The organism is Variovorax nitratireducens (assembly GCF_051216545.1).
In the GTDB taxonomy this organism is placed as follows: domain Bacteria; phylum Pseudomonadota; class Gammaproteobacteria; order Burkholderiales; family Burkholderiaceae_C; genus Variovorax.
This window is the reverse complement of record NZ_JBPJZO010000002.1, coordinates 365,431-390,761: the sequence shown is the minus strand read 5'-3', so window position 1 is coordinate 390,761 and position 25,331 is coordinate 365,431. Positions and strand designations below refer to the sequence as shown.

General features: G+C 66.0%; 28 protein-coding genes. 10 read left to right on the top strand and 18 right to left on the bottom strand.

The genetic code is table 11. The features are described 5' to 3' along the window. Positions 1 to 80 precede the first annotated feature (80 nt). Both ACSFA8_RS07200 and ACSFA8_RS07195 read right to left on the bottom strand, forming a co-directional pair. A complete protein-coding gene (locus ACSFA8_RS07200) occupies positions 81 to 773 on the bottom strand; it encodes a hypothetical protein (protein WP_435478814.1) in 693 nt (230 codons plus the stop codon). 170 nt (positions 774 to 943) lie between these two features. Beyond that, a complete protein-coding gene (locus tag ACSFA8_RS07195; RefSeq protein WP_435478813.1) occupies positions 944 to 1,501 on the bottom strand; it encodes a hypothetical protein in 558 nt (185 codons plus the stop codon). Between ACSFA8_RS07195 and ACSFA8_RS07190 the strand changes: the two genes are divergently transcribed. Then, positions 1,500 to 1,961, top strand: a complete 462-nt coding sequence (locus ACSFA8_RS07190; RefSeq protein WP_435478812.1) for a hypothetical protein — start codon at positions 1,500 to 1,502, stop codon at positions 1,959 to 1,961. The genes ACSFA8_RS07195 and ACSFA8_RS07190 overlap by 2 nt on opposite strands. A gap of 68 nt (positions 1,962 to 2,029) precedes the next feature. Here ACSFA8_RS07190 and ACSFA8_RS07185 read toward each other — a convergent pair whose 3' ends face one another. From ACSFA8_RS07185 to rpmH, 6 genes are all read right to left on the bottom strand, one after another. Further along, positions 2,030 to 2,497: a Crp/Fnr family transcriptional regulator gene (locus tag ACSFA8_RS07185; protein ID WP_435478811.1), complete on the bottom strand. Its 468-nt coding sequence runs from the start codon at positions 2,495 to 2,497 to the stop codon at positions 2,030 to 2,032. Between the two features lie 85 nt (positions 2,498 to 2,582). Further along, positions 2,583 to 3,989, bottom strand: a complete 1,407-nt coding sequence (mnmE, locus tag ACSFA8_RS07180; RefSeq protein WP_435478810.1) for a tRNA uridine-5-carboxymethylaminomethyl(34) synthesis GTPase MnmE — start codon at positions 3,987 to 3,989, stop codon at positions 2,583 to 2,585. A gap of 111 nt (positions 3,990 to 4,100) precedes the next feature. Then, on the bottom strand, positions 4,101 to 5,846 hold the full coding sequence (gene yidC / locus ACSFA8_RS07175) for a membrane protein insertase YidC (protein WP_435478809.1): 1,746 nt from the start codon (positions 5,844 to 5,846) through the stop codon (positions 4,101 to 4,103). After that, entirely contained in the window at positions 5,843 to 6,109 is a 267-nt protein-coding gene (yidD, locus tag ACSFA8_RS07170; protein WP_286540450.1) for a membrane protein insertion efficiency factor YidD, read from the bottom strand. The genes yidC and yidD overlap by 4 nt, the downstream gene beginning before the upstream one ends. Beyond that, on the bottom strand, positions 6,106 to 6,495 hold the full coding sequence (locus ACSFA8_RS07165; protein ID WP_435478808.1) for a ribonuclease P protein component: 390 nt from the start codon (positions 6,493 to 6,495) through the stop codon (positions 6,106 to 6,108). The genes yidD and ACSFA8_RS07165 overlap by 4 nt, the downstream gene beginning before the upstream one ends. 71 nt (positions 6,496 to 6,566) lie before the next feature. Further along, on the bottom strand, positions 6,567 to 6,701 hold the full coding sequence (gene rpmH / locus ACSFA8_RS07160; RefSeq protein WP_007834827.1) for a 50S ribosomal protein L34: 135 nt from the start codon (positions 6,699 to 6,701) through the stop codon (positions 6,567 to 6,569). A 280-nt stretch (positions 6,702 to 6,981) separates the two neighbouring features. Between rpmH and dnaA the strand changes: the two genes are divergently transcribed. The 7 genes from dnaA (at position 6,982) to ACSFA8_RS07125 (ending at position 16,007) form a co-directional block, all read left to right on the top strand. After that, a complete protein-coding gene (dnaA, locus tag ACSFA8_RS07155; protein WP_435478807.1) occupies positions 6,982 to 8,361 on the top strand; it encodes a chromosomal replication initiator protein DnaA in 1,380 nt (459 codons plus the stop codon). 42 nt (positions 8,362 to 8,403) lie between these two features. Next, on the top strand, positions 8,404 to 9,510 hold the full coding sequence (gene dnaN / locus ACSFA8_RS07150; RefSeq protein ID WP_435478806.1) for a DNA polymerase III subunit beta: 1,107 nt from the start codon (positions 8,404 to 8,406) through the stop codon (positions 9,508 to 9,510). 152 nt (positions 9,511 to 9,662) lie between these two features. Continuing rightward, the gene (gene gyrB / locus ACSFA8_RS07145) at positions 9,663 to 12,269 is read left to right on the top strand and encodes a DNA topoisomerase (ATP-hydrolyzing) subunit B (RefSeq protein ID WP_435479201.1); all 2,607 of its coding nucleotides are present in this window, start codon (positions 9,663 to 9,665) and stop codon (positions 12,267 to 12,269) included. A gap of 1,104 nt (positions 12,270 to 13,373) precedes the next feature. Then, a complete protein-coding gene (locus tag ACSFA8_RS07140) occupies positions 13,374 to 13,877 on the top strand; it encodes a hypothetical protein (RefSeq protein ID WP_435478805.1) in 504 nt (167 codons plus the stop codon). A 99-nt stretch (positions 13,878 to 13,976) separates the two neighbouring features. After that, a complete protein-coding gene (locus ACSFA8_RS07135; RefSeq protein ID WP_435478804.1) occupies positions 13,977 to 14,441 on the top strand; it encodes a hypothetical protein in 465 nt (154 codons plus the stop codon). Next, a complete protein-coding gene (locus ACSFA8_RS07130; protein ID WP_435478803.1) occupies positions 14,441 to 14,770 on the top strand; it encodes a hypothetical protein in 330 nt (109 codons plus the stop codon). The genes ACSFA8_RS07135 and ACSFA8_RS07130 overlap by 1 nt, the downstream gene beginning before the upstream one ends. A 67-nt stretch (positions 14,771 to 14,837) precedes the next feature. Beyond that, positions 14,838 to 16,007, top strand: coding sequence for a metallophosphoesterase (locus ACSFA8_RS07125; RefSeq protein ID WP_435478802.1), 1,170 nt, complete (start codon positions 14,838 to 14,840; stop codon positions 16,005 to 16,007). Between the two features lie 9 nt (positions 16,008 to 16,016). Here the strand turns inward: ACSFA8_RS07125 and ACSFA8_RS07120 are convergent, their stop codons facing one another. The 4 genes from ACSFA8_RS07120 to ACSFA8_RS07105 form a co-directional block, all read right to left on the bottom strand. Next, positions 16,017 to 16,517 carry a polyhydroxyalkanoate granule-associated phasin gene (locus tag ACSFA8_RS07120; RefSeq protein ID WP_435478801.1) on the bottom strand — a complete coding sequence of 167 codons (501 nt, stop codon included), beginning with the start codon at positions 16,515 to 16,517 and terminating at the stop codon, positions 16,017 to 16,019. Between the two features lie 92 nt (positions 16,518 to 16,609). Next, positions 16,610 to 17,632 carry a lysylphosphatidylglycerol synthase domain-containing protein gene (locus tag ACSFA8_RS07115; protein WP_435478800.1) on the bottom strand — a complete coding sequence of 341 codons (1,023 nt, stop codon included), beginning with the start codon at positions 17,630 to 17,632 and terminating at the stop codon, positions 16,610 to 16,612. Beyond that, entirely contained in the window at positions 17,629 to 18,861 is a 1,233-nt protein-coding gene (clsB, locus tag ACSFA8_RS07110; RefSeq protein WP_435478799.1) for a cardiolipin synthase ClsB, read from the bottom strand. The genes ACSFA8_RS07115 and clsB overlap by 4 nt, the downstream gene beginning before the upstream one ends. A gap of 16 nt (positions 18,862 to 18,877) precedes the next feature. Beyond that, complete coding sequence (locus ACSFA8_RS07105; protein WP_435478798.1) at positions 18,878 to 19,606, bottom strand: endonuclease/exonuclease/phosphatase family protein; 729 nt, start codon at positions 19,604 to 19,606, stop codon at positions 18,878 to 18,880. Positions 19,607 to 19,885: 279 nt separating this feature from the next. Here ACSFA8_RS07105 and ACSFA8_RS07100 point away from each other — a divergent pair, with 279 nt between their 5' ends. Next, positions 19,886 to 20,245 (top strand): serine/threonine protein kinase, encoded by a 360-nt coding sequence (locus ACSFA8_RS07100; RefSeq protein WP_435478797.1) that lies wholly within the window; start codon positions 19,886 to 19,888, stop codon positions 20,243 to 20,245. 84 nt (positions 20,246 to 20,329) lie between these two features. On the opposite strand, the gene ACSFA8_RS07095 is transcribed toward ACSFA8_RS07100, so the two are convergent. Further along, entirely contained in the window at positions 20,330 to 20,857 is a 528-nt protein-coding gene (locus tag ACSFA8_RS07095) for a Spy/CpxP family protein refolding chaperone (protein WP_435478796.1), read from the bottom strand. A gap of 191 nt (positions 20,858 to 21,048) precedes the next feature. On the opposite strand from ACSFA8_RS07095, the gene ACSFA8_RS07090 reads away from it, so the two are divergent. Further along, positions 21,049 to 21,711, top strand: coding sequence for a hypothetical protein (locus ACSFA8_RS07090; protein WP_435478795.1), 663 nt, complete (start codon positions 21,049 to 21,051; stop codon positions 21,709 to 21,711). A gap of 49 nt (positions 21,712 to 21,760) precedes the next feature. Here the strand turns inward: ACSFA8_RS07090 and ACSFA8_RS07085 are convergent, their stop codons facing one another. The 5 genes from ACSFA8_RS07085 to ACSFA8_RS07065 all read right to left on the bottom strand — a co-directional run bounded on the left by ACSFA8_RS07085 (position 21,761) and on the right by ACSFA8_RS07065 (position 25,288). Then, the gene (locus ACSFA8_RS07085) at positions 21,761 to 23,026 is read right to left on the bottom strand and encodes an RNA polymerase sigma factor (RefSeq protein ID WP_435478794.1); all 1,266 of its coding nucleotides are present in this window, start codon (positions 23,024 to 23,026) and stop codon (positions 21,761 to 21,763) included. A gap of 19 nt (positions 23,027 to 23,045) precedes the next feature. Then, positions 23,046 to 23,474, bottom strand: a complete 429-nt coding sequence (locus tag ACSFA8_RS07080; protein ID WP_435478793.1) for a YciI family protein — start codon at positions 23,472 to 23,474, stop codon at positions 23,046 to 23,048. Then, positions 23,471 to 23,914 (bottom strand): YciI family protein, encoded by a 444-nt coding sequence (locus tag ACSFA8_RS07075; protein ID WP_435478792.1) that lies wholly within the window; start codon positions 23,912 to 23,914, stop codon positions 23,471 to 23,473. The genes ACSFA8_RS07080 and ACSFA8_RS07075 overlap by 4 nt, the downstream gene beginning before the upstream one ends. A gap of 142 nt (positions 23,915 to 24,056) precedes the next feature. Then, on the bottom strand, positions 24,057 to 24,386 hold the full coding sequence (locus tag ACSFA8_RS07070) for a thioredoxin family protein (protein ID WP_435478791.1): 330 nt from the start codon (positions 24,384 to 24,386) through the stop codon (positions 24,057 to 24,059). Between the two features lie 2 nt (positions 24,387 to 24,388). Continuing rightward, positions 24,389 to 25,288, bottom strand: coding sequence for a pirin family protein (locus tag ACSFA8_RS07065; protein WP_435478790.1), 900 nt, complete (start codon positions 25,286 to 25,288; stop codon positions 24,389 to 24,391). Positions 25,289 to 25,331 lie beyond the last annotated feature (43 nt).

Genomic DNA, 25,331 nt, shown 5'->3' with positions numbered 1-25,331 from the left:
CCCCCGCGAGCCGCTGCAGGCCATCGCGCCCGCCGGTCGGACGCGAGGCGCTATTCGCTATTGATGGACAGCGCCAGACGCTACATGGGCGTCGTTGCGCTGCGCACCGGCGCCGACCGGTCGCGCTCCACCAAATCGCCGGACATCCATTGCGCATCGACCAGCACGAAGCTCTTGCGCTGGGTTAACGTCCAGCCCTCCGGGCCCGGCTGCCAGCGCGCGCTGCGCCAGCTCGGCAGTTCGCGCGCCAGCGCTTCGCCGACACCGGGCTGGGCCAGCCAGGGCGCCGGCTGGTCGAGCGACCAACGCACATCCGCCAGTACGCCGGTGTAGCGCTTGCCGCGCAGACGCATGTCCTCCACCGGCCCGATGTTGGACACCGTGTCGAGCCGAACCGCCTTGGCCACGCAAAGGCGCCGCGCCCCACCCCATTGCGCGAGCTCGGGCAGCGGGCGATAGACCGAGATCGGCTCCGGAAGAAAGCCGCCCGAACTGCCGCCTTCTGGCCCGGCGTAGAGGCCGGCCTCGACCAGCATGTTCATCCACGCCAAGGTGGCCGGATTGTCCAGCTGGACATTGACCGGTTCCTGGTCGTAGGCGATGCCGTTGGCCACGCAAATTGGATCCTGTCCGGGTGCCTGGCCGTTTGCGATGGCACTGGTCATGGCGGCATGCAGTGCGGGGGCGGCGACCTCCGGCGGGGCCATCCACCGATTGACGCCGAAGGCCGCCATGGCGAACAGCGCCAGTGCAACGAGAACGCGCGGCAGCACCCGGCGTCGATGCCCCCCGGGAACGACTGGCGAAGCTGCGCTCAACAGCGGCGCTCGCTGCACCGCCGCGCCACAGTGGTCGCAGAAAGGCGCCTCACTTTCGACTTCGCGGGAACAGACGGGACACAGCATCTTTTTGAAACCCCCTGGCTGCTTCGGCGCGGCCCGCGTCAGTTGAGCAGGCTCGGGTTGCGTTTTTCTTCCTCGAGCCGCTGCTGTGCGCGCACTGCCTCGCATTGAGCGGTGGCCTTGAATTCGGCCTTGCTGCATTGGGCTGCCATGCACTGCGCTTGCGCGACAAAGTTGCGGCCAGCACAAGCGGTTTGCGGGTTGGCTGGCGGCGGGGGGGCAGCCGGTGGCGGTGCGGGCACCGCCGGAGCGGCCGTCACAGCCGGCGCGGGCGGTGCTGTAGCAACGGGCACCTTGCGTGGTTTCGGTGCCGCTGCAACGACCGGCGGTCGCGCCGGTGCGGCGGCCTCGACAGGCGTCGGGGTGGGCGCGGGCGCGGCCACAACGGGCGGCGGTGGCTCGGGCGCCGGTGCGGGCTCCATGGCGGCGGGCTCAATCACCGGAACCGGAACCGGAACCGGAACCGGAACCGGCGCAGGCGCCACCGCCGTCGGCGGCGCTATGGCGACAGCGGGCGCGGTGTTGCCATCGCGCAGTAAGTACCAGCCACCGCCGCCCACCACGACGGCAAGGACGGCGATGCCGATCTTGAGTCCCATGCCGGACGATCTCGGAATCGCAGCCGGCCCTCTGCTGACGTGCGTCGATGGTTTCCGGGTGGCCGCGGGTCGTGCGGGCGCAGGCGGCGATTTCGGCGGATTCGCCGGGATCGCCGGCGTCGCCAACTGCGGCGCGCGCGCCGCAGGGCCCACGATCACCGTGGCCTCTTCCGGCGGCAGGGCAGCACGCGCAGGCATTTGCGGCGCAGGTGCCGAAACGCTGGGGTCGAACAAACCGACTGGCAGCTCCGGCGTGCGCGCAAGCGGTGCCGGGGCCGTGACCGGCCACGCCGTATCGGCCGGCCACGCCGTATCGGCCGACGGCGCCGGGGCGGGCAACGGCACCGGGGCGGGCAACGGCGACCCCGAGGCGATCAGCTTGGCGCCGCAACTCTTGCAAAATCTGGCTGCCTCACGGTTTTCCGTGCTGCAGTCTGCGCATACCACAGACATCTGTTGACTCTCCGATCTGTTTGTAACGCTGCCGCCAGGCCGGCGCCCGCTGGAGCGACGCTGGTCGCGGCTGCTTCAAGTGACGGCGACGCGTTTGGGACGGTTGACCATCCGCTTGGCGATCACCGAGCCGAGCGCCATGGTGAGTTCGAGCGCCACGCTCGGCTGACGATTGGCCAACTCTGCAAAGCGGATCGGCGGCATGCGCCAGACCCGCGCCGCACCGGTTGCAACCACGTTGGCAGAGCGCGGCAGACGCGAGAAAAAGGAGCCTTCGCCCACCACCGAGCCGGGGTTGAGAATGGCCAGCTGCATCTGGCCTTTATCGCCGATCAGGTGCACGCTGAGGGCGCCGCTTTCGATGAAGAACAGGGTGCGGTCGTGTGTGCCCTGGTTGATCAGCACCTCTCCCGCAGAGAGGTCGTTCGGCACCATGTAGGCGGCAAGCAACTCCCATTGCTGCGGGCTCAGCGCCGGCGCGAAGGCGTCATGACTGGTGTTTTGTGCAACTGCGCGGCACAGATCCTGGATCGTGGAAGACATATTCAACCCTTGGTTGGCCTCTTGAAGTATGAAGGATCGGCCAAACCGGGGGGAACAAATGTCACGTTAATGCACACTTCTGTTGTTACTTGCCAATACAGAAGCTGGAAAAGATCACTCCCAACAGTTCGTCGGCGCCGAACTCGCCCGTGATTTCGTTCAGCGCATTCTGGGCCAGCCGAAGCTCTTCGGCCAACAGGTCGAGCGCCGGCAGCCGCGCCGCCAGTTGGTCGGCCGCCAGGCCCACGTGGTCGGCCACCCGACTCAAGGCCTGCACATGGCGCGCACGCGCCAGATACACGCCTTCGGGCACTGTCTGCCAACCCGCGATGTCGAGCAGCCGGCTGCGCAGCGCCTCGATCCCGAAACCGGTCTTGGCGGACAGCACCAGGCCGTCCCGCGGAGCCGCAGCCGATACCGCGTCGTGCTTGTTCCAGACATCGAGCACCGGCACTCCGTTCGGCAGCTTGCGCTGAAGCGAAGCAAGGATGTCGCCATCGCCCGACGCGTAGGCTGCGTCGCCCGCGCGCGTGAGGTCGTGCAGGAACAGCACGGCGTCGGCCGACTCGATCTGGTTCCAGGCCCGGGCGATGCCGATCTGCTCGACCTCGTCGTGGCTCTCGCGCAGGCCGGCGGTGTCGGCCACATGCACCGGCACGCCGTGGATCTGGATGGTTTGCGCCACGACGTCGCGCGTGGTGCCGGGCACCGCGCTCACGATCGCGAGTTCGGCCCCGGCGAGCGCGTTGAGCAGCGAGCTCTTGCCGGCGTTGGGCTGGCCGGCGATCACAACCTTGATGCCTTCGCGCAACAGCGCACCCTGCCGCGCGCGCCGGCGCACTGCGGCCAGTTGCGCCTGAAGCGCTGCGAGCTGGCCCGCCGCGTCGGCCTTCTGCAGGAAATCGATGTCGTCCTCGGGGAAGTCGAGCGTGGCCTCGACCAGCATGCGCAGGTGCACCAGAGCGTCGCGCAGCACATGGATCTCGCGTGAGAACGCGCCCGACAGCGAGCGACCGGCGCTGCGCGCGGCGGCTTCGGTGCTGGCATCGATCAGGTCGGCGATCGCCTCGGCCTGGGCCAGATCGATCTTGCCGTTGAGGAAGGCGCGCTGGCTGAACTCGCCGGGCTGCGCGACGCGCAGGCCGGGCAGGCGTGCACGGCCGGTCGCGCCATCGACCTCGGCCGCTGCTTCGAGGCAGCGTGCGAGCAGCAGTTGCAGCACCACTGCGCCGCCATGCGCCTGCAACTCGAGGACGTCTTCACCAGTGAACGAATGCGGCGCAGGAAAATGGATGGCCAGCCCATGGTCGACCGGCTCGCCCGCGGCATCGCGGAAGGGGAGGTAGGTGGCCTCGCGCGGCCTGAGCGGTTTGGCGCAGACCGCGGCGATCAGCGACGCCAGCCGGACACCCGACACGCGCACGATGCCGACCGCGCCGCGCCCCGGCGCCGTGGCGATGGCAACGATCGGATCAGATGAGCGAGCAAACAAGGCAACTCTCATTCCGGAAACACCGTGGAGCCGGCTTTGCCGGACCACTGGTGGTGCCCCCGGCAGGGGGTTGGCGAAGCGACACGAAGTGCGCGCAGACTGGGGGCGAGCCTAGTTCACGCCGAGCCGTTTGTTGATGAACCACTGCTGCGCAATCGACAGCGTGTTGTTGGTGATCCAGTACAGCACCAGGCCGGCCGGGAAGAAGATGAACATCACGCTGAACGCGAGCGGCATGATCCACATCAGTTTGGCCTGCATCGGATCGGGCGGCGTCGGGTTAAGCCAGGTCTGGAACAGCGAAGTGGCGGTCATCACCACCGGCAGGATGAACCAGGGATCCGGTGCCGACAGATCCTGGATCCAGCCGATCCACGGTGCGTGGCGCATTTCGACCGACGACAGCAGCACCCAGTAGAGCGCGATGAACACCGGGATCTGGACCACGATCGGGAAGCAGCCGCCCATCGGGTTGACCTTTTCCTCGCGGTAGATGCGCATCATTTCCTGCTGCATCTCCTGCGGCTTGTCTTTCAGCCGCTCGCGCATCTCCATCACCTTCGGGTTGATGGCCTTCATCTTGGCCATGCTGGCGTAGGCCTTGGCATTGAGCCAGTAGAAGGCCGCCTTCAGCAGCACCACCAGCGCGACGATGGCCCAACCCCAGTTGCCCAGGATGCCGTGCAACTGGTTCAGCAGCCAGTAGAGCGGCTTCGAGATGATCGCGAAGATGCCGTAGTCCTTGACCAGTTCGAGGCCCGGGGCGAGGGCCTCGAGCTTCTTTTCTTCTTCGGGGCCGGCGAACAGGTCGCTGTCGATGGTCTGCGAAGCACCGGGCGACAGCTTGGGCAGCGGCAGCACCATGGCCACCGAATAAAGGTTGTCGCCAAGATCGCGCACGCGGAATTCACGCTGCAGACTCTTGCTGTCCGGCGTGTTGAGCAGCCAGGCCGACACGAAGTAATGCTGAACCATCGCGATCCAGCCGTTGTCGGCGGGCGGCGGCACTTCGGCTTTTTTCTTCGCGATGTCGCTGAAATCGACCTTGTGGAACTTCTTCTGCTCGGTGTACATCGCCGGGCCGGTGAAGGTGTTGGTACCGAACATGGTGCCGGCCGCCACCGTGCCGTGCCGCTCCAGCTGCAGGTAGAGCTGCGCTTCGACGGGCTGGTCGCTGACGTTGACGATCTGGTGCCTGACGCGGATCGAATAGTCGCCGCGCGTGAAGAGATACGTCTTCACGTACTTCAGGCCGCCGGCCGGCTGCGATTCGAACACCACTTCCAGCGTGTTCTGGCCGTCGGCCAGTTCGCGCGGGCCGGGCCGGGCCGTCATCTGGCTCAGGTGGTTCGGAAAGCGGGCGCCGGTATCGACCGGGTTCACCAGGCCGGTTTGCGCTACATAGCGCGTGGCCGGCGAGCCGCTTTCCATCAGGGTGACCTCTTTGACCTCGTTCGGCGGCACCGGGTAGCCGAACAGCTTGCGCACCGATTCGACCAGTCCGCCATTGTTGGTCTGGTCGACGTACTTGCGCAGTTGCAGTTGCGACAGCGTGCCGCCCTGGCCGTCGAGGACGGCCTTGAACACGTCGGTCGAAATGCTGACCTTTTCGCCCGCGGGTGCTGCCGCTTGCGCGGGCACCGCCGCCGAGCTTGCCGCCGCGCTGCCGGCAGCGGCCGGCAAGGCGCCGGGCGCCGACGAGGCCGCGGGCGCGACGGGCGTGTTCGCCGGCTTCGTCTGTTGCGCGGACGGCAGGAAGGTAGGCTTGTTGCCGTTGTGAACCTGCCATTGATCCCACAGCAGCACCAGCGAGAAACCAAAGATCACCCAGAGGATGGTTCGGCGGATATCGTTCATGAAGAAGGCTTCTTGTCGGAGATAAGAGAAGTGAACAGCGCGCCGGAGGCAGGCGGCACCGGATCGTGCCCGCCTTCGCACCAGGGCTGGCATCGTGCCAGCCGTTTCAGCGTGAGATAGCTGCCGCGCGCGGCGCCATGGGTTTCGAGCGCGCCGATCGCGTACACCGAGCAGGTCGGCTCGAAGCGGCAGGAAGCGCCGAGCCATGGGCTCAGCAGCAGCCGGTAGCCTTTGACCAAGCCGACCAGCAGCCGCTGTATCACGGTCGTGGCCCCGCCGCGCGTGCCAGCAATTGCTGGAGTTCGGCCCGCACGGCGGCCTTGAGCCGATCGGAGCTGGCGCTCACGAATTCCTTGCGATCGAAACCGGCGCGCAGGCGCACCACGTGCGCAGCGCGCGGCAGCACCACGTCAGGCGAGGCACTCACGTTGTAGATCTGGCGTTTGATCGCGTTGCGCGTGACGGCGCGCTTGGCCCAGCGCTTGGGCACCATCGCGCCAATCCACACGTCGTCGACGGTGAACAGGGGTGCGGCAGGATGCGAAAGGCCGTCGAGCGCACAACGGTGCAGGGCGAAGTGAGCGGTGCGCGCCACGGTGGAACCCGCGAGGACGGCCTGAAATTGAGCGCGGGTCTGGAGCCGCTGCATGGAAGCCAGTGCGCCTGCCGGTAAAGCTGGCGGTGGCTCGATGGCTGACAACGGCGCCCGCGAGGGTGCCGTCAGACGGCCAGGCGCTTGCGGCCCTTGGCGCGGCGTGCGTTGATCACAGCGCGGCCGCCACGGGTCTTCATGCGAACGAGGAAGCCGTGGGTACGGGCGCGGCGAACTTTGGATGCTTGGTAGGTGCGTTTCATGATGCTTTTCCTGATGAGCCGCCCGAGGAACGATTGCTTCGGTACGGTGCTCGGTGCGGTGGAACCCCGAAACACACAAAGAGGTTTTCAGGGAAACCCGCGATTATCGCAAACATTTGGCCGAGCGACAATATTGGTGGTGTTTCATAACGGTTTGGTGACAGCCCCGGGCCATGTGGATAAGGGTTTGACAAGTTAGAATGCCGGGCGCTTTGCACTAGAACTATCCACAAAGTAAAACAAGAGATGACAGCGGGTTTCACCACACGCCAGCGCACCCATGCCGGGTGACAGCATCGGCGACAGCCTGTGGCAGGCCTGTGTCGATCAACTGGCGCAGGAACTGTCCGAACAGCAGTTCAATACATGGATCAAGCCGCTGACCGCACAGGTCGCGGACGACCTGTCGCGCATGACCGTGTTCGTCGCAAACCGCTTCAAGCTCGACTGGATCCGCGCCCAGTATTCAGGCCGCATTGCCTCCATGGCCGAGAAGCTTTATGGCCAGCCGGTGACCGTTGAGTTAGCGCTTGCTCCTCGGGAAGCGCCATTGCGCTCTACGCCGATGGCCATCATGTCCGAAACCGACGTGCCGCGCGACGTGCCCGGCCCGGGGGAGGACATAGCCGCCGCCGCCTTTAAGAACCGGCTCAATTCCGGCCTGACTTTCGACACGCTGGTGGAAGGCACGGCCAACCGCATGGCGCGCGCCGCAGCCATGCACGTGGCCGGCATGCCGGGCCATCTGTACAACCCGTTGTTCATCTACGGCGGCGTCGGCCTGGGCAAAACCCACCTGATGCACGCGGTGGGCAACCGGCTGCTGGCCGACAGGCCCGATTCCAAAGTTCTCTACATCCACGCCGAGCAGTTCGTGTCGGATGTGGTCAAGGCCTACCAGCGCAAGACTTTCGATGAGTTCAAGGAGCGCTATCACTCGCTCGACTTGTTGCTGATCGACGATGTGCAGTTCTTCGCCAACAAGGATCGGACGCAGGAAGAGTTCTTCAATGCGTTCGAAGCCCTGCTCGCCAAAAAATCGCACATCGTGATGACCAGCGACACCTACCCGAAGGGCCTGGCCGACATCCATGAGCGGCTGGTGTCGCGCTTCGATTCGGGCCTGACGGTGGCGATCGAGCCGCCCGAGCTCGAGATGCGCGTAGCCATCCTGATCAACAAGGCGCGCGTCGAATCGGTCGAGATGCCGGAAGAAGTCGCCTTCTTCGTGGCCAAGAACGTGCGCTCCAACGTGCGCGAGCTCGAAGGCGCGCTGCGCAAGATCCTCGCGTACTCGCGCTTCAACCAGAAAGAGATCTCGATCGCATTGGCGCGCGAAGCGCTGCGCGATCTGCTGTCGATTCAAAACCGCCAGATCTCTGTGGAAAACATCCAGAAGACGGTGGCCGATTACTACAAGATCAAGGTCGCCGACATGTACAGCAAGAAGCGCCCGGCCAGCATTGCACGGCCGCGCCAGATTGCGATGTACCTGGCCAAGGAACTCACGCAGAAGAGCCTGCCGGAAATCGGCGAGCTGTTCGGTGGACGCGATCACACCACCGTGTTGCACGCGGTGCGCAAGATCTCGGGTGAACGGCAACAGTTGACCGAGCTGAACCAGCAGCTCCACGTACTCGAACAAACGCTCAAGGGCTGAAGCGTTGGAACGCAACTCAAGAAAGTTAGGAAGAGGTAAGCAATGATCGTGCTGAAGGCAACCCAAGACAAAGTTCTCGCCGCGCTGCAGTCGGTGTCCGGCATCGTCGAGCGCCGCCACACGCTGCCGATCCTGGCCAACGTGCTGATCCGCAAGACCGGCGGGCAGCTGCAGCTCACCACGAGCGACCTGGAAATCCAGATCCGCACGACGGCCGAGCTGGGCGGCGACGAAGGCAACTTCACGACGACCATCGGCGCGCGCAAGCTGATCGACATCCTGCGCACCATGCCGGCCGACCAGACCGTGAGCCTCGAGTCGAGCGCGAGCAAGCTGGTGCTCAAGGGCGGCAAGAGCCGCTTCACCCTGCAGTCGCTGCCGGCCGAAGACTTTCCGCTGGTGCAGGAGGCCGCGAGCTTCGGCCCGGTGTTCAGCGTGCCGCAGAAGACGCTGAAAGACCTGCTGAGCCAGGTTTCGTTTTCGATGGCGGTGCACGACATCCGCTATTACCTCAACGGCATCCTGTTCGTCGCCGAAGGCAAGCAGCTCTCGCTGGTGGCCACCGATGGCCATCGGCTGGCCTTTGCCTCGGCCACGCTCGACGTCGAAGTGCCGCGCCAGGAAGTGATCCTGCCGCGCAAGACCGTGCTCGAGATGCAGCGCCTGCTGTCCGACGCCGAAGGCGCCATCGAGATGCAGTTCGCCAACAACCAGGCCAAGTTCAGCTTCGGCGGCATGGAGTTCGTCACCAAGCTGGTCGAGGGCAAGTTCCCCGACTACAACCGCGTGATTCCCAAGACCCACAAGAACAGCGTCACGCTGGGCCGTGCGCCGCTGCTGGCCAGCCTGCAGCGCACCGCCATCCTTACCAGCGAGAAGTTCAAGGGCGTGCGCCTCAACATCGAGCCCGGCACCCTGCGCATTGCGTCGAGCAACGCCGAGCAGGAAGAGGCGCAGGACGAGCTTGACATCGACTACGGCGGCGACGCCATCGAGATCGGCTTCAACGTCACCTACCTGATCGACGCGCTCGCCAATATGAGCCAGGACATGGTCAAGCTCGACCTGGCCGACTCGAACAGCTCCGCGCTGCTGACGATCCCCGACAACGCGAGTTTCAAGTACGTCGTCATGCCGATGCGCATTTAGCTCGCCCCCAGGCTGCGGCGCACTTCGTGTCGCCTGCGCCAACCCCCTGCCCGGGGGCAACACCAGCGGCCGGGCAAAGCCCGATCCGCGGTGTTTCTGGACGGGAACATGCACCGTTCCGCCGAGTTACCGAGAGAGAGATAGGAAGGATCCTGATGAGCGAAGAAAACAAGCCGCAAGTCCCGCACACCGAGCCGGTCTACACGCCGGAGATTCAGATCGTCGGCGAGCCCGACACTTCGTACGGTGAAGGCTCCATCACGATCCTCGAAGGGCTGGAGGCGGTGCGCAAACGGCCCGGCATGTACATCGGCGACACCTCCGACGGCACCGGCCTGCATCACCTCGTGTTCGAAGTGGTCGACAACTCGATCGACGAAGCACTGGCCGGCCATTGCGACGACATCGTCGTCACCATCCACACCGACAACTCGATCTCCGTCACCGACAACGGCCGCGGCATCCCGACCGGCGTGAAGATGGACGACAAGCACGAGCCTAAGCGCTCGGCCGCCGAGATCGCGCTGACCGAGTTGCACGCCGGCGGCAAGTTCAACCAGAACAGCTACAAGGTCTCGGGCGGCCTGCACGGCGTGGGCGTGAGCTGCGTCAACGCACTGAGCAAGACGCTGCGCCTGATCGTGCGGCGCGAGGGCAAGATCCACGAGCTGGAGTTCAGCCGCGGCTTCGTGCAGAACCGCCTGCTCGAAACGGTGAACGGCTTCGAGGTGTCCCCGATGAAGATCATCGGCGAAACCGACAAGCGCGGCACCGAAGTCCACTTTCTGCCCGACACCACCATCTTCATCGAGAACGCGGATTTTCATTACGAGATCCTGAGCAAGCGCCTGCGCGAGCTGAGCTTCCTGAACAACGGCGTGCGCATTCGCCTGAAGGACGAGCGCACCGGCAAGGAAGACGACTTTTCGGGCGCCGGCGGCGTGCGCGGCTTTGTCGAGTTCATCAACAAGGGCAAGACCGTCCTGCACCCGAACGTGTTCTACGCGGCGGGCGAGCGCCCGGCCGAAACCTATGGCGGCATCCCCGGCACGCACATCGGCGTCGAAGTGGCGATGCAGTGGAACAGCGGCTACAACGAGCAGGTGCTGTGCTTCACCAACAACATTCCTCAGCGTGACGGCGGCACCCACCTGACCGGCCTGCGCGCCGCGATGACGCGCGTCATCAACAAGTACATCGAAGTCAACGAGTTCGCCAAGAAGGCCAAGGTCGAAGTCACCGGCGACGACATGCGCGAAGGGCTTTGCTGCGTGATGAGTGTCAAGGTGCCCGAGCCCAAGTTTTCGAGCCAGACCAAGGACAAGCTGGTCAGCAGCGAAGTGCGCGCGCCGGTGGAAGACATCGTCGGCAGGCTGCTGAGCGACTACCTCGAAGAACGCCCGAACGACGCCAAGATCATCTGCGGCAAGATCGTCGAGGCTGCGCGTGCCCGCGAAGCCGCACGCAAGGCACGCGAAATGACGCGCCGCAAGGGCGTGCTCGACGGCATGGGCCTGCCCGGCAAGCTGGCTGACTGCCAGGAGAAAGACCCGGCGCTGTGCGAGGTGTACCTGGTCGAGGGCGACTCCGCCGGCGGCTCCGCCAAGCAGGGCCGCGACCGGAAGTTCCAGGCCATCCTGCCGCTGCGCGGCAAGATCCTGAACGTCGAGAAGGCACGCTACGAAAAGCTGCTGACCAGCAACGAAATCCTGACCATGATCACCGCGCTGGGCACCGGCATCGGCCGCGCCGGTGCGAGCACGGCGGGCGGCGGCGCCGACGACTTCAACGTTGCCAAGCTGCGCTACCACCGCATCATCATCATGACCGACGCCGACGTGGACGGCGCGCACATCCGCACGCTGCTGCTCACGTTCTTCTACCGCCAGATGCCCGAGCTGGTGGAGCGCGGCCACATCTACATTGCGCAGCCGCCGCTCTACAAGGTGAAGGTCGGCAAGGAAGAGCAGTACCTGAAGGACGGCCCCGCGCTCGATGCATTCCTGCTCAAGGTGGCGCTGAAAGACGCGAGCATCGAAACCGGCGGCGACAAGTCGACCACCATCACCGGCGACACGCTCGCCGAACTGGCGCGCAAGCACCAGCTGGCCGAGGCCGTGATTGCGCGCCTGCGCAACTTCATGGACGCGGAAGCCCTGCGCGCGATCGCCGACGGCGTCGTGCTCGACCTGGACACCACGCCCGCAGCCGAGGCCTCGGCCGTGGCGCTGCAGACCAAGCTGCGCGAGCTCAACACCACCGGCGTGCCGGCCGAAGTGTCGAGCGAATTCGACGTGCGCACCGACAAGCCGCTGCTGCGCATCAGCCGCCGGCACCACGGCAACATCAAGAGCAGCGTGATCACGCAGGACTTCGTGCACGGCGCCGACTACGCGGCGCTGGCCGAAGCCGCCAACACCTTCCGCGGCCTGCTCAGCGAGTTTGCGGTGGTGAAGCGCGGCGAAGGCGAGCGTGCCAAGGAAGAAAAAGTGGGCGACTTCCGCATTGCCATGAAGTGGCTGATCGGCGAAGCCGAACGCACCAGCTCACGCCAGCGCTACAAGGGCCTGGGCGAAATGAACCCCGAGCAGCTGTGGGAAACCACGATGGATCCCGCCGTGCGGCGCCTGCTGCGCGTGCAGATCGACGACGCGATCGAAGCCGATCGCGTGTTCACCATGTTGATGGGTGACGAGGTGGAGCCGCGGCGCGAGTTCATTGAGCAGAATGCGCTGCGGGCGGCGAATATCGACGTTTGAACGTGCGCGCGAGGGCTGCTGCACGCCACCCTCGGGTGGCGTCTTGCTTTCAGGCGTCGACGAGGACGGCTGCATTGACAGCGGCTGCCGATCCCGCGATTCCTTCCGGTCTCGGGTCAGTTCGTCTTGTGTCCACGCGATCTGCGGCTGTCGCGCCATCGCATCGATCCACCTGATGTGCACATCCAGCGCCGCGCATTCTCCGAAGCGGTCATTGCTTCGCGGAGTTGCTCCGGCAGATCGCGCAAGTCAGAGGTCATGGAGTCGTGAGTGACTCCCATCCCCAAAAGCTCGAGCTGGATCGGCTCGCCGCTATCAAATGGAGAGCGACCCGGCAGCCAAGCGCTCGATCGCGCCTGAGATTCACGAAGCTGGCACGAAAAAATAAACCCAGCGGCCTACTCCCCACCGTCACCGCGGCGTCACAACCTTCTCCCCACAATCGTTGGCTAACCCTGTGAACAACTTGCGGACTGCTGTGTAGGGCACGTGCAAGTCATTGTTTTTCAAGGGAAAACTACAGTCTGCTTAATCCACAAGCAGCACCTCGCCGCCTGCACCCCCTCCCTTTAGCGACTCGTTCGCGCCGTGTCAAAGCACAACTCTGGGGACAGTTCCGGCACAAGGCAGCGGTTGTCCACAGGCCGGTCGGCAAAGGCGATGTTGTCCCTTTTGGATGGACACCAGGGAAGCGCGGCTGCGCACAGTGGTTGAGAGGGCGCAAGTCGTTGTGGCACAACGAGAAAGAGGCACTGTCCACAGAGCAGTGCCTCCCTTACTACTACTACTAATTTAAATAAGAAGAATAAGAAGAGATAAGAAGGTCGAGCCCGCCCGGTCAGGGCGTCTTGGTCAGGGGTGCGCTGTGAGCGACTGCGCTCCAGCATCCGGCACCTGTATTCGCTCAAGCAGCGCGCGATGGTGCTCAAGCACGCGGTGGCGCCTCTGCAACTACCTCTACTACCGGTTTCGCAAGGCCGGCTGGTTGTAACGCGCTGCCGGGCGGCGGGGCAGGGTCGCACCGAATAGCCGAAGGGCGCGCAATGGGGCAAATTGCGACCGCGCCCGAGTCTTGCTTGGGGTGCCTCAAAGGACTTTTCACCGATGAACCTTCGCACCATGTCAGCCCACTCCCGATTCGCCACAGTGCTTTGTTGTTGCGCCGCCTTGTCGGGGAGCTTCGCAACCGGCGCGGAGGCGGCGGCCAACCCGCCGATCCGGATGGCGCAGGGCATCGAGTACATGTGTGGCGGTGCGAACCGCGACGAAGCCGACTTTCTGAAGATGGTGTCGCCGCGCTGGTCGACCACGCTCGAATTCGCGGTCAATCGGGGGCAGCGTGGTGCGTTTCCGGTGCCCGTGCAGGTCAAGGTGCGCGACCGCTACAACGGCCATGCAGTGATGCAGGCCGAGGTCGATGGCCCGTTGATGCTGGCGCGGCTGGAGCCGGGCGCCTACGAGGTCGAGGCGTCGGTGGGGGGCGTTTCGGTGGTGCAGCAGGTCACGGTGATCGGCGGCTATGCGGCGAGCGCGCTGTTCCTGTTTCCTTCGAACGTCGACTTTGCCGCGCTGGCGCATCCACCGCGCACGCTGGCGCAGGGCCAGTAAAGCGCCACTCGTCGCGCGCTGAGTTCAGGTTGGCCTAAGCAGGCCGTCGGAAAGTGAAGCCGTGAAGTTGCTTCACTCAAGACGAAAAGGATTTCGACCATGAACACCTCCTGGCAAACAACGATGCGGCCCGTGACGGCCGCGATACTTTGCGGCGCGGCCCTGCTGGGCGCACTTTCGGCGCAGGCGGCCAATCCGCCCATTCATTTCACCAATGGCATCGAGTACATGAGCGGCGGCATCGGCAGCGACGAGGCCCGGTTCATGGAAACGGTGTCGCCGCGCTGGGCGGCCACGCTCGAATTTGCGGTGAAGGATCGGGCGGACAAGCAAGGCGCCGATTTCGCTGCCAACGTGATGGTGCAGGTGCGCGACGCCTCGTCTGGCAATGCGCTGCTGAGCACCACCTCCGAAGGCCCCTTCATGCTGGCCCGCCTCGAGCCCGGCCGCTATGAGGTCGAAGCCACGCTCAACGGCCAGACGCTCAAGCAGGAACTGATCGTGCGGGCCGGCATGCCGAGCAAGGCCACCTTCGTGTGGCCGAGCAGCGCACTGCATTCCTGATGCGCAGCAGCAGCGCAAGCGATCAGGTCGTCGTCGTGGCGCGGGGGCTTTCGGCACACATTCTGCCCACGTCGGCCACGATGATCGGCGTGTGCATGACGGTGCTGTCGATCGGGCACCTGCGCCAGGGCGGGCATTCGCGCGTCGTCGTCGACAAGCTGCTGGCCGCCGATGCGCTGGTGTTTCTGGCCAGTGCGGTGCTGTCGTTCATGTCGATCCGCTCGCGCCATGGGGGCGCACAGCATGAGCGGCGCGCCGAAATGGTTTTCCTGGTCGGGCTGGCCGTGCTGGCCATTGGCGCGGTGGTGCTGGCTTTTGTGATCGCGTGACCTTGAATGCAGGGCACGCGCCTTGCATCTGCATTGCCCCGGGCTGCGCCCGTTGCACAAGGCACCGATGCCGCTTCGCCCCCTGACCCTTTTGACCACGCTGCTGCACCTGTATATCGGGCTGCGGCTGTTGCCCGGATTGGCAGCGTTCACGCCCACTTGGCCCGTTCTGGTGCTACTGCTTGCGGTGTCTGCCCTGACCATGCCGCTGCCCTTTGTTGGCCTGCGCTCGGCCGCCAAGCCTGTGGCCGACACCTGGAAATGGATCGGCCTGCTCAGCATGGGCTGGTTCTCGTCGATGTTGGTGCTGACCGTGGTGCGTGATTTCGGGCTGTTGGTGGCCTGGGCGGCGAACTCGTGGAGCGGCCTGGCGGTCGATTGGCCCGTGTTCAAGGCCTGGAGCGCCGCTGCAGTGCCTTTGGCCGCCACGGCCACCTCTCTCATCGGTTTCGTGAATGCGCGGCGCACAGCGGGCGTGAAGCGGGTCGACGTGCCCATTGCGGGGCTACCGGCAGCGCTGGAAGGCTTCACGATCGCTCAGCTCAGCGACATCCACGTCGGCCCGACCATCAAGCGTGGCTATATCCACCGTATCGTCGAGGCCGTGAACAAGCTCGGTGCCGACGTGGTGGCGATCACTGGCGACCTGGTTGATGGCAGCGTGCCCGAGTTGCGCGAGCACATTGCGCCGCTGGGCGGCCTGCGGGCACGACACGGCACCTACGTGGTGACCGGCAACCACGAGTACTACGCCGGTGCATCGGCCTGGATCGCCGAATTGCGCCGCATCGGGCTGCGCGTGCTGCTCAACGAACACGTGGTGCTGCGGCAGGACACGCCGGGCCGCTCGACCGGCGATAGCGACGCACTGGTGCTGGCCGGTGTGACCGACTTCACCGCCGGGCACTTCGATGCCGCGCACGAGAGCGACCCCGAAGGTGCGCTGGCTGGTGCGCCGACCGGCAGCACCACGCGGGTGTTGCTGGCGCACCAGCCGCGCAGCGCGCCGGCTGCGGCAGAAGCGGGCTACCAGCTCCAGTTGTCGGGCCACACGCACGGCGGACAGTTCTTTCCGTGGAACCTGTTCGTGCCGCTGCAGCAGCCGTTCACGGCAGGGCTGCACCGATTGCGCGATATGTGGGTGTACGTGAGCCGGGGCACCGGCTACTGGGGCCCGCCCAAGCGCTTTGGCGCGCCGTCGGAGATCACGCTGCTGCGCCTGGTTCGGGCGGGCTGACGGCGTTCTTCAGTCGGTGGTCGCCTGCGAGAGACGGCGATGGTTCGAGGTCGCCTTGGCGTGAATCGGCTTGAGCGCGCGCTGCACAACGCGGGCGCCGGCGCTGGAGACGTGTGTAAGGGTGGCGGCCGCGCGGGTGCTGGCATCGACCAGGGCCTGGCCGCGCGACAGTGCCTGCGCCGGTGTGAAACTGGTGGCCAGCGAGACCAGCGCCGTGCCGGTGGTTACCCACTGCTGCACCGCGCGGTTCATCAGCGCGTACTGCGTGGTGTGAAGCTGGTTGGCAATGGCCGCGCCCGACTCGGTGACGGCGGCGAGTTTTTCCTCGCTCATGAGTTGGATCTCGCGCATGTCGGCCGACGTCGGCTGCATGCCGTGCTCGGCCATGCGGCGGGTGCGCATCTGGATCACCGAGCCCGAGGAGACCAGCATTTCGCCGGTCTTGAGCGCGACATCGGTCCACAGCATCAACGGGTTGATGAAGCGGGGATAGGAGTTGAGGGTGCGCATGAAGTGAACTATAGGCCTCGTCGCGCTATTTTGCTGCAGTGCAACATGAGTCTGGTGGCGCTCGCCTATTCGGGAGGCGTTAAAACTGCCAACTAATACCGTTTTGACGGTTTCGGTGCGGCGACGTGGATGCTGGCACTGGCCGCGCGGCGCGCACGCACCTCCATCACCACATAGGCGACGGTCGCGATGGCCAGCGGGGCCAGGTAGTAGAGCGCGCGGTAGCCGATGAGCCCCGCGAGGATCTGGCCCTGCGGCAGCTTGTGCGACAGGAGCGCGACGAACACGGCCTCGAGCACGCCGAGGCCGGCCGGCACGTGGGTGATGACGCCGGCCACTGCCCCAACCAGCAGCACGGCCAGCACCTCGGGGTAGGCCACCTTCTGCTGCAGCAGCAGCCAGACCACGCCGCCCATGAGCGACCAGTTGGTGCACGACATCACCAGCTGCAGCAGCGCCATGCGCAACGTGGGCACCTGCAGTTCGTGGCCGCGCAGGCTCAGGATCTTTTCTTTCGCGGTGGCGCACAGCACCAGATACCCGGCGCCGAGCGCCAGCAGCACGCCGCCCAGCACGCGCAGGCCGCCGCTGTCGATCTTCCAGTCGGGCGGCAGATCGAGCGGCCAGAAGCAGAAGGCCGCACCGGCCACCACCAGGTAGCCGAACCAGTTGGTGAGCATGCTGAAACCCAGCACCCTCGTGATCACGGCGTTGTCGAGGCCGAACCGCGAGTAGAGCCGGTAGCGGAACGCGACGCCGCCGACCAGCGAGCCGAGGTTCAGGTTGAACGCATAGCTGATGAAGGTCACGCCCATCACCGTGCGGGTGCTGAGCGGATGGCCGGTGAGGTTGCGACCCAGCAGGTCGTAGGTGCTGTAAAGCGCGAAGCTCGCGGCGGCCAGCCCGGCGGCGATGAGCAGCGTGCTCGCCGGCAGGCGCGAGAACGCAGTCATCACGTCGTCCCAGTCGATGCCGCGTGCCTGCTTCACGAGCAGCCAGCCAACCAGCCCGAAAAAGACCCAGGTGCCGATGCGCCGGGCCCAGAGCCACCGGGGTTTGGCGGTCGGGCCCGATGCGCCTGCGCCTTCGCGCGACGCGGGCATGGCGGTGGTCATGCGACGTCCGTCTGCGTTGACCCGTTGGGGGCGAGTTCGCCCGCATCGACCCGCCGAAGTCGCGGTGCGTGGCGCGGCAGCCAGCCGGCCCAGGCCGGGTACCAGCGCATCAGGTGGAAGATGAAGAAGCTGCGCACCAGCCGCCAACCGCTCCAGTCGCCAAGCTGTTGGCTGTCGATCTGCTTGCAGCTGTGGTGCATCAGGTGCTCGAGGCGTTCGGCGAGCACGGCATTGAACGCCTGGTCGCGCACCACGACGTTGGCTTCGAGGTTCAGCGACAGCGAGAGCGGATCGAGGTTGCTGGAGCCCACCGTGCACCACCGGTCGTCGACCAGCGCGACTTTGCCGTGCAGCGGCCGGTCGCAGTATTCGTAGATGCGCACGCCGGCATGCAGCAGGTGGTGGTAGAGCATGCGCGCGGCGGTCTTGACGATCGGCATGTCAGGCTCGCCCTGCAGGATCAGTTGCACGTCGACGCCACGTCGCGCCGCGCGCCGCATCTCCCGGATCAGCGTGTAGCCCGGAAAGAAGTACGCGTTGGCAATGATGATGCGTTGGCGGGCCGTGCGGATCGCGGCCCGGTAGTGGCGCTCGATGTCGTTGGTGTGGCGGCGGTTGTCGCGTGTGACGAACAGCACCTCGGCATTGCCGGCGTCGGCTACCGCGCTCATGTCGGGCGCCTGCTTCACGCGCTGGCGGTACCAGCGATGGCCCTTGCCGCCGACCGCGATCGCATGCAGGACGAAGCGGTGGATCTCCTTGACGACTGGGCCGGCGAGTTCGACCGCGTAGTCCTGCTTGGCCTTCGGCCCGAAGTCCGTCAGATGGTCGGCCGAGAAGTTGATGCCGCCGACAAACGCGCGCAGCCCGTCGACCACCACGATCTTGCGATGCATGCGCCGCAGCATGTTGGTACGCCAGCCCATGAGCTTGCCGCCGGGGTCGAACATGCGCACCTTGACGCCGGCCGCAGTGAGGCTGCTGATGTAGTCACCCGACAGGTCGGGCGAGCCGAAGCCATCGATCATCAGGTCGACGCGCACGCCGCGCTGCGCGGCGGCGAGCATCGCCTCCTGCAGGCCCTTGCCGACCTTGTCCTCGAACAGGATGAAGGTCTCGATGATCACCTCGCGTTCGGCTGCGGCGATGGCCTCGAACACGCGCGGGAAGAACGCCTCGCCGTTCTCGAGCAGGTCGACCTTGTTGCCGGAAACCCAGCGCGCGCTCATGGTGCAAAGCCTCTTTTCACAGTTCGATCTCCGCAACCAGCGGGGCATGGTCAGACAGGTGCGACCACGGCTTGCGCGGCAGCACGACCGGCGCGTGCACGGCGGCATTGCGCACGTAGATGCGATCCAGCTGGAGCAACGGAAACCGGGACGGAAAGGTCTTGGCAGCGCTGCCGTTGGCCTGCACGAACACCTCGCGCAACGCGGCGCCTTCTTCAAGGACATCGTGTGCGCGGCCGCGCCAGTCGTTGAAGTCGCCGGCGACGATCAGCGGGGCGTCGCCCGGCACCTCGTCCCGGACGATGTGGCATAGCAGCTCGAGCTGTTGTTGGCGGTGCGTTTCGGCCAGGCCGAGGTGTGCGCAGATCACGTGCACGTCGATGGGTCGGCCAGGCAGCCTCAGAATGCAGTGCAGCAATCCGCGCTTTTCGGGCCCGGCGATCGAAATGTCGTGGTTCTGGAAATGCACGATTGGAAACTTCGACAGCACCGCGTTGCCGTGGTGCCCCTTCGGATAGACCGCGTTGCGGCCGTAGGCGAACTGCGGCCACATGGTGTCGGCCAGGAATTCGTAGTGCGGCGCCTCGGGCCAGTTGTCGTGCTTGCGCGCATGGCGCTCGTGGGTGCCTTGCACCTCCTGCAGGAACACCACGTCGGCCCCGATCGTGCGCACCGCATCCCGCAGTTCGGGCAGGATGAACTTGCGGTTCAGCGCCGTGAAGCCCTTGTGGGTGTTGACGGTCATCACTTTGAGCGAAGTGGGCGCAAACGGCGAAAGGGGGGTCGCGGCAGAAGCCGCCGGCGGTGATTGAAGCAGCATGGGATGTCGTTTGTACGACCGGGCGGGCATATCGCCTGTAGGAAAGGAACGCGCCGAGGAGGGTCTTGCCTGCGGCGCTCGCCGGCCTGCTCCTACAGGCCTGGCTTGCGGAGGATCACACCCGCGCCGTGCACCGGGGACCTACGGTGGATCAGAGCTTCGAAAAGGGGCTCGCGTGTTCCAACTATTTCAAAGGACGACAACATGAAGCACCCCCATCTTTTCTCTTCCGCGCTGCTGGCCGGCATGGTGGCTTTCGCCGGCATCGCTTCGGCGCAGAACCCCGGCCCGGTCAAACCCTCCGAGGTCGAACCGGCGTCGCGCGAAGCGGTGCGTGCCGAAGCGCGCGCCAACAACAAGAGCCCTGCCAACACCCTCACGCCGGGCGGCGAGGCGAGCACCAAGACCAACAACCAGCCGAACATGGCGCCAACGCCGATCAGCGGCACCACGCGCGGCGAAGTGCGCCAGGAGGTGCTCAAGAGCAGGCCGCAGTTCGGTCAGAAGGGCGAACGCCCCGCCGTGCCCACCAATCCGAAGCATGAGACCGGAACGCCTCAATAGCGTGCGTCTTGCCAGGTGAAAAAAGCCCGCAGTGCGCAAGCGCTGCGGGCTTTTGTTCAAGGGCCGCCAAGGGGTGGCCGGCCCTCAACCCTTGGCGGGCGGGGCCTGGTGACCGTGATTGCCGTGGCTGCCACGGTGGCCACGGCGCATCGATTCGGCGTCGAAGGTCTTCTGTTGCTCGGGCGTCAGCACGGCGTAGAAGGTCTTGGTCGCCTCGGCGCGCTGGGCAAACCTTGCGCTGCGTTCAGCCTGGCGCGCCTGCATGCGTTCCAGGCGTTGCGGCGTCGTCAGCTTCTCGAACTCGGCCCGTGCCGCCGCGCGATCCGGACGCTGTGCCGGGCGGGCCGGCGGCTGCGTCGCGGCGGTGAAGGTCGACCATGCGCCCTCCTGCGATGCGTTGAGCTTGAGCTTGGTCTTCAGTTCGGCCAGGTGCTTGGCGCGGCGTTCCTGCATGCGCTCGAAGTGCTTGCCGTCATGGGGCTTGTGCATGCGGTGTTCGGCCGCCGGGCCGGCAGGCGGCGCGGCGGTGGGGGCCGGCGCCTGGGCCGAAGCGGCAAAAGCCGCGGTGGCCAGCAAGCCGGCGGAAACGAGACGTTGTGTGAGCGAGATCATGGAGAGAGCTTCCTTTCTGAGAAGCCTGATGCCACTCGGCAGCAGGTGAAGGAAGTGTGGAAGCGCACTGTTTCCCCGCCGTGAGCGATCGGTAGCGTTGCGTAAAGATCCGATGAATCGCCGCCTCTTCCGCAAGTAACCATTTGTATGATCCAATCGCCAGACGTGTCAACGAACTGGTAGGTGAATGCATGAAGAAGGTGCTCAGCATGTTGTGCGTCGCGGCATTGGTCTGCGGCTGCGCGGTTCGGCCCAAGGAGGGCCCGGGCTCGGGTTCCGGCGCGACCTATGTGCCTGTGGTGGAGCCGACGCAAGTCGACAGCGCCGTCTATGACGCCGACGTGGCGACCTGCCGCAAGTCCGCCAGCAGCCTGCCGTTCACCGCCACGCAGCACGACGACGCGCTGCTCGGCGTCGACGCGATCACGATTGGCGCAGGCATCCTCTACGGCTGGCCGACGTTGGCCGGGTTCGCTGCGATCGGCGGGTTGGCCGGCTTCGACTACGCCGTCTACACCCCTGAGCGTGCGACCTGGAAGGCGCGGCAGGAGACCCTGATGGCCAATTGCCTGGCCCAAAAGGGTTACGTCAACGCCGACCCGACGGTGCGTGTGACCTGGGTTCCCCTGAACAAGCGCCCGGTGGACGCGCTGCGGGCGACCGGCGTCGACACTTACAACGCCGAGCGACTCGCCAAGACGCAACGCTGCAACGCCATGCCGCTGGCCCAGCTGGTCGACAAGGGCCCGGGCTATGAGCGTCATTCCATCGCGTGCAGCAACGGCCAGGTGATGGCGGTGCGCTGCGAGTTCGGCAACTGCCGGGCGACGCAGGGCATCGCATCGCGCAACTGAGCGTTTGTCGCCGTCACCAAGCCCGCCCTCGCGCGGGCTTTTTTTTGCGCTACCGCGCGCAGTCGGCCGCGCGTTCGAGCAGCAGGGCGCGTTCGCGCACATTGCGCGTCAGCGCGGCAGCGGCCTTGAAGTGAGCGCAGGCTTCGGCGGAGCGGCCCAGCTTGGCCAGCAGGTCGCCCCGCACGCTCGGCAGCAGGTGGTAGCCCTGCAGGGCACCGTCGGCGACCAACGCATCGACGATCTCCAGCCCCGCGGCCGGGCCGAAGGCCATTGAGACGGCGACTGCGCGGTTGAGCGCCACCACGGGTGAGGGCATCAGCTGCGCCAGTGCGTCGTACAGCGCCGCAATGCGGGCCCAGTCGGTCGCCTCGGCGGTGCGCGCCCTCGCGTGGCAGGCAGCGATCGCACCTTGCAGTGCATAGGGGCCGAGTGCGCCGCCGAGCGCTTCGGCCCGTGCCAGCGCGGTGAGCCCGCGACCGATCAGCAGCCGATCCCAGCGCGCCCGGTTCTGCGCCAGCAGCAGGATCGGCACGCCCTGGGCATCGATCCGGGCGGCGGTTCGCGACGCCTGGATTTCCATCAGCGCGACGAGGCCGTGCACTTCGGGCTCTCCGGGCATCAGCTCGGCCAGCACCCGGCCGAGGCGCAACGCCTCGTCGCACAGCGTCGGCCGCATCCAGTCGCCGCCCGCGGTGGCGGCATAGCCCTCGTTGAAGACGAGGTAGATCACCTCCAGTACCGAGGCCAGCCGCGACGGCAGCTCGGCGGCACGCGGCACTTCGAACGGCACGCGCGTCTCGGCCAGCGTGCGCTTCGCGCGCACGATGCGCTGGCCGATGGTCGGTTCGGGCACGAGAAACGCGCGGGCGATCTCGTCGGTGGTCAGGCCCCCGAGCAGGCGCAGCGTGAGTGCCACGCGCGCATCGGGCGACAACACCGGGTGGCAGGCGGTGAACACCAGCCGCAGCAGGTCGTCGCCCACGTCGTCGTCAAGTGCCTCGTGCGTGTCGACCACGAAGTGCGCCTCCCGGGCCACGAGCTCGTGCCCGTATTCCTCGTGCTTGCGCTCCAGCAGCTTGCGGCGGCGCAGTTCGTCGAGCGCGCGGTACTTGGCCGCGGCCATGAGCCAGGCGCCGGGGTTGTCCGGCACCCCCGTCGAGGGCCACTTCTCCAGGGCGGCGACCAGTGCATCCTGCGCCAGTTCTTCGGCCAGACCAACATCGCGCACGATGCGCGCCAGGCCCGCGATGATCTTCGCGGACTCGATGCGCCAGACCGCATCGATTGCGCTGTGCGTCGCTCCCGGGCCGTTCACGGCACGGCCTTGGCCTTGGTCATGCCGCGCCGCCCATCTGCCGGTCGAGCGCGGCCCGCTCGACCTCGGTGATGCCTTCGAAGTCGTCGAGCTCGTAAAGCTGCCGCAGCTCGAGCGACACGTTGCCCTGGCCGTCGCTGGCTGGCCAGCGGCGCACCCAGTCGAGCGCCTCTTCCTTCGACGCCACCTCGATCAGCGTGAAGCCGGCGATCAGTTCCTTGGCTTCGGCAAACGGGCCATCGGTCACGCTCGGCTTGCCGGCCTTGAACTGAATGCGTGCGCCGCAGGCGCTGGGCTTCAGGCCCTGGCCGCCGCGCAGGATGCCGGCGTCCGTCATGGCCTGGTTGTAGGCCATCATGTCCTTCAGCAGTTGGTCGTTGCCCTCGCCGACCGGGCTGGCTTCCGATTCGCTCTCGGCGTCGGCCTTGCGGATGATCATGAATTTCATGCCGTGCCCGCCGACTGTTGCTGCGCGGCCGCCTGGGCCCGCAGCCGCTCTTCCTGGTCGCGCAACTCCGGCGTGAAGGCCTCGCCGAAGTCCTCGGCCGCGAAGATCTGGCGGATTTCGATCTCGGAATCGCCCGGCATCGGGTTCGGACAGCGCTTGACCCACTCGATGCACTCCGCCTTCGACTTGCATTGCAGCAGCCAGAAGCCGGCGACCAGTTCCTTGGTTTCGGCGAACGGGCCGTCGATGACGGTGCGCTCCTTGCCCGAGAAACGCACGCGCGCGCCCTTCGAGCTCGGGTGCAAGCCTTCGCCGGCGAGCATCACGCCGGCCTGGACCAGCGACTCGTTGTAAGCGCCCATCTCGGCAAGCAGTTGCTCGCTGGGCATGATGCCGGCTTCGGAATCGGCAGTGGCCTTGACGATGACCATGAATTTCATTTCGATCTCCTGATAGGTTGCGGGGGTGGATGAGCCGCCGGCCGGTCAGCAATCGACTGGATTCACGGCGCCTCTGTTGTCACGCCGAACGGGCCGGCGCGGATTCGACATCGGCACGGCCCTTGTTTTGTAACAGTCGTTTTCAGGCCGGCGCGCTGATTTCGCCGAGCGCACGTGCGATCTCGTCGGAGCTGGTGGGCCGCACCACGCGCGCGGTTTCCTTGCCGTCGCGCAGGAACACCAGCGTGGGCCAGAGCTTGATCTGGAACGAGCGGCCCAGCGGCAGGCCGCTGCCGTCCTCGACCTTGATGCGGCGCACCCCGGAATGGCCTTCGAAGGCGGCATCGACCAGTGGCTCGGCGCGTTGGCAGTAGCCGCACCAGTTTGTGCCGAATTGCACGACGGTGGCGCCTTCGTGCCGGTTGAGTTCGGCGCGGGTGGTGGATTCGGGGGTGTAGGGGATGGCGCTCATGTTCAGCCCAGTTTGCCATTCTGGAAGTCATGCATGGCTTGCGTGACCTGTTCGCGCGTGTTCATCACGAATGGGCCGTACTGCACGATCGGCTCATGCAGCGGTCGGCCGGCGATCAGCAAGGCGCGGGCGGCGCTGTGGTTGGTGGCGGCGGCACGCAGGTGTACGCCGTCGCTGCCGAGGTCGTTGGCCAAAATCGCCATGCGCCGCGTCGGCACCTCGCTGCCGGCAATCCAGACCGACTCGCGAAAGGCGTAGACCAGCGCGTTGTGGTCGTCGGGCAGCGGCTGCGCAAACTCAGTGCCCGGTGGCAGGGTGATGTCGAGGTAGAGCGGCTCGGTGTGCTCGCGCTGTTCCGCGCCCTGCACGCCATGGCTCGCGCCGGCGATCACGCGCACCTGCACGCCGGAGGGCGTCGTGTACTGGGGAATCTCGGTGCTCTGGATGTCGCGGTACCAGGGCTCGCGCATCTTGTCCTTGGCCGGCAGGTTGAGCCAGAGCTGAAAGCCTTCCATCAGGCCGTCTTCCTGCTCGGGCAGTTCGCTGTGCACCAGGCCGCGGCCGGCCGTCATCCACTGCACGCCGCCGTTGGACAGCAGGCCCTCGTGGCCGGCGCTGTCGCGGTGCCGCATGCGGCCGGCAATCATGTAGGTGACGGTTTCGAAGCCGCGGTGCGGATGGTTCGGAAAGCCGCCGATGTAGTCGCCCGGGTTGTCGCTGCCGAAGGCGTCGAGCATCAGGTACGGGTCGAGCCGTTGCTGCAGCGTCTGTTGCAGCACGCGCGTGAGCTTGACGCCGTCGCCGTCGCTGGTCGAGACGCCGGCCACGATGTGGTCGATGCCGCGCGGCGTGGCCACGGGCATCAAGTCGGTGAGATGGTGGTGGGTGTGTGCGCTGGTCATCGGAACATGGTGGCACCAAGTCGCGAACCGCGCCAGCAACGCG

What these genes read in the sequence shown, in the direction of transcription:
- ACSFA8_RS07190 (WP_435478812.1), top strand. Translation starts at nt 1,500, where the DNA reads ATGCCGGACGATCTCGGAATCGCAGCCGGCCCTCTGCTGACGTGCGTC.
- ACSFA8_RS07195 (WP_435478813.1), bottom strand. Translation starts at nt 1,501, where the DNA reads ATGGGACTCAAGATCGGCATCGCCGTCCTTGCCGTCGTGGTGGGCGGC.
- ACSFA8_RS07185 (WP_435478811.1), bottom strand. Translation starts at nt 2,497, where the DNA reads ATGTCTTCCACGATCCAGGATCTGTGCCGCGCAGTTGCACAAAACACC.
- yidC (WP_435478809.1), bottom strand. Translation starts at nt 5,846, where the DNA reads ATGAACGATATCCGCCGAACCATCCTCTGGGTGATCTTTGGTTTCTCG.
- ACSFA8_RS07165 (WP_435478808.1), bottom strand. Translation starts at nt 6,495, where the DNA reads ATGCAGCGGCTCCAGACCCGCGCTCAATTTCAGGCCGTCCTCGCGGGT.
- rpmH (WP_007834827.1), bottom strand. Translation starts at nt 6,701, where the DNA reads ATGAAACGCACCTACCAAGCATCCAAAGTTCGCCGCGCCCGTACCCAC.
- dnaA (WP_435478807.1), top strand. Translation starts at nt 6,982, where the DNA reads ATGCCGGGTGACAGCATCGGCGACAGCCTGTGGCAGGCCTGTGTCGAT.
- dnaN (WP_435478806.1), top strand. Translation starts at nt 8,404, where the DNA reads ATGATCGTGCTGAAGGCAACCCAAGACAAAGTTCTCGCCGCGCTGCAG.
- ACSFA8_RS07140 (WP_435478805.1), top strand. Translation starts at nt 13,374, where the DNA reads ATGAACCTTCGCACCATGTCAGCCCACTCCCGATTCGCCACAGTGCTT.
- ACSFA8_RS07135 (WP_435478804.1), top strand. Translation starts at nt 13,977, where the DNA reads ATGAACACCTCCTGGCAAACAACGATGCGGCCCGTGACGGCCGCGATA.
- ACSFA8_RS07130 (WP_435478803.1), top strand. Translation starts at nt 14,441, where the DNA reads ATGCGCAGCAGCAGCGCAAGCGATCAGGTCGTCGTCGTGGCGCGGGGG.
- ACSFA8_RS07125 (WP_435478802.1), top strand. Translation starts at nt 14,838, where the DNA reads ATGCCGCTTCGCCCCCTGACCCTTTTGACCACGCTGCTGCACCTGTAT.
- ACSFA8_RS07120 (WP_435478801.1), bottom strand. Translation starts at nt 16,517, where the DNA reads ATGCGCACCCTCAACTCCTATCCCCGCTTCATCAACCCGTTGATGCTG.
- ACSFA8_RS07115 (WP_435478800.1), bottom strand. Translation starts at nt 17,632, where the DNA reads ATGACCACCGCCATGCCCGCGTCGCGCGAAGGCGCAGGCGCATCGGGC.
- clsB (WP_435478799.1), bottom strand. Translation starts at nt 18,861, where the DNA reads ATGAGCGCGCGCTGGGTTTCCGGCAACAAGGTCGACCTGCTCGAGAAC.
- ACSFA8_RS07105 (WP_435478798.1), bottom strand. Translation starts at nt 19,606, where the DNA reads ATGACCGTCAACACCCACAAGGGCTTCACGGCGCTGAACCGCAAGTTC.
- ACSFA8_RS07100 (WP_435478797.1), top strand. Translation starts at nt 19,886, where the DNA reads ATGAAGCACCCCCATCTTTTCTCTTCCGCGCTGCTGGCCGGCATGGTG.
- ACSFA8_RS07095 (WP_435478796.1), bottom strand. Translation starts at nt 20,857, where the DNA reads ATGATCTCGCTCACACAACGTCTCGTTTCCGCCGGCTTGCTGGCCACC.
- ACSFA8_RS07090 (WP_435478795.1), top strand. Translation starts at nt 21,049, where the DNA reads ATGAAGAAGGTGCTCAGCATGTTGTGCGTCGCGGCATTGGTCTGCGGC.
- ACSFA8_RS07080 (WP_435478793.1), bottom strand. Translation starts at nt 23,474, where the DNA reads ATGAAATTCATGATCATCCGCAAGGCCGACGCCGAGAGCGAATCGGAA.
- ACSFA8_RS07075 (WP_435478792.1), bottom strand. Translation starts at nt 23,914, where the DNA reads ATGAAATTCATGGTCATCGTCAAGGCCACTGCCGATTCCGAAGCCGGC.
- ACSFA8_RS07070 (WP_435478791.1), bottom strand. Translation starts at nt 24,386, where the DNA reads ATGAGCGCCATCCCCTACACCCCCGAATCCACCACCCGCGCCGAACTC.
- ACSFA8_RS07065 (WP_435478790.1), bottom strand. Translation starts at nt 25,288, where the DNA reads ATGACCAGCGCACACACCCACCACCATCTCACCGACTTGATGCCCGTG.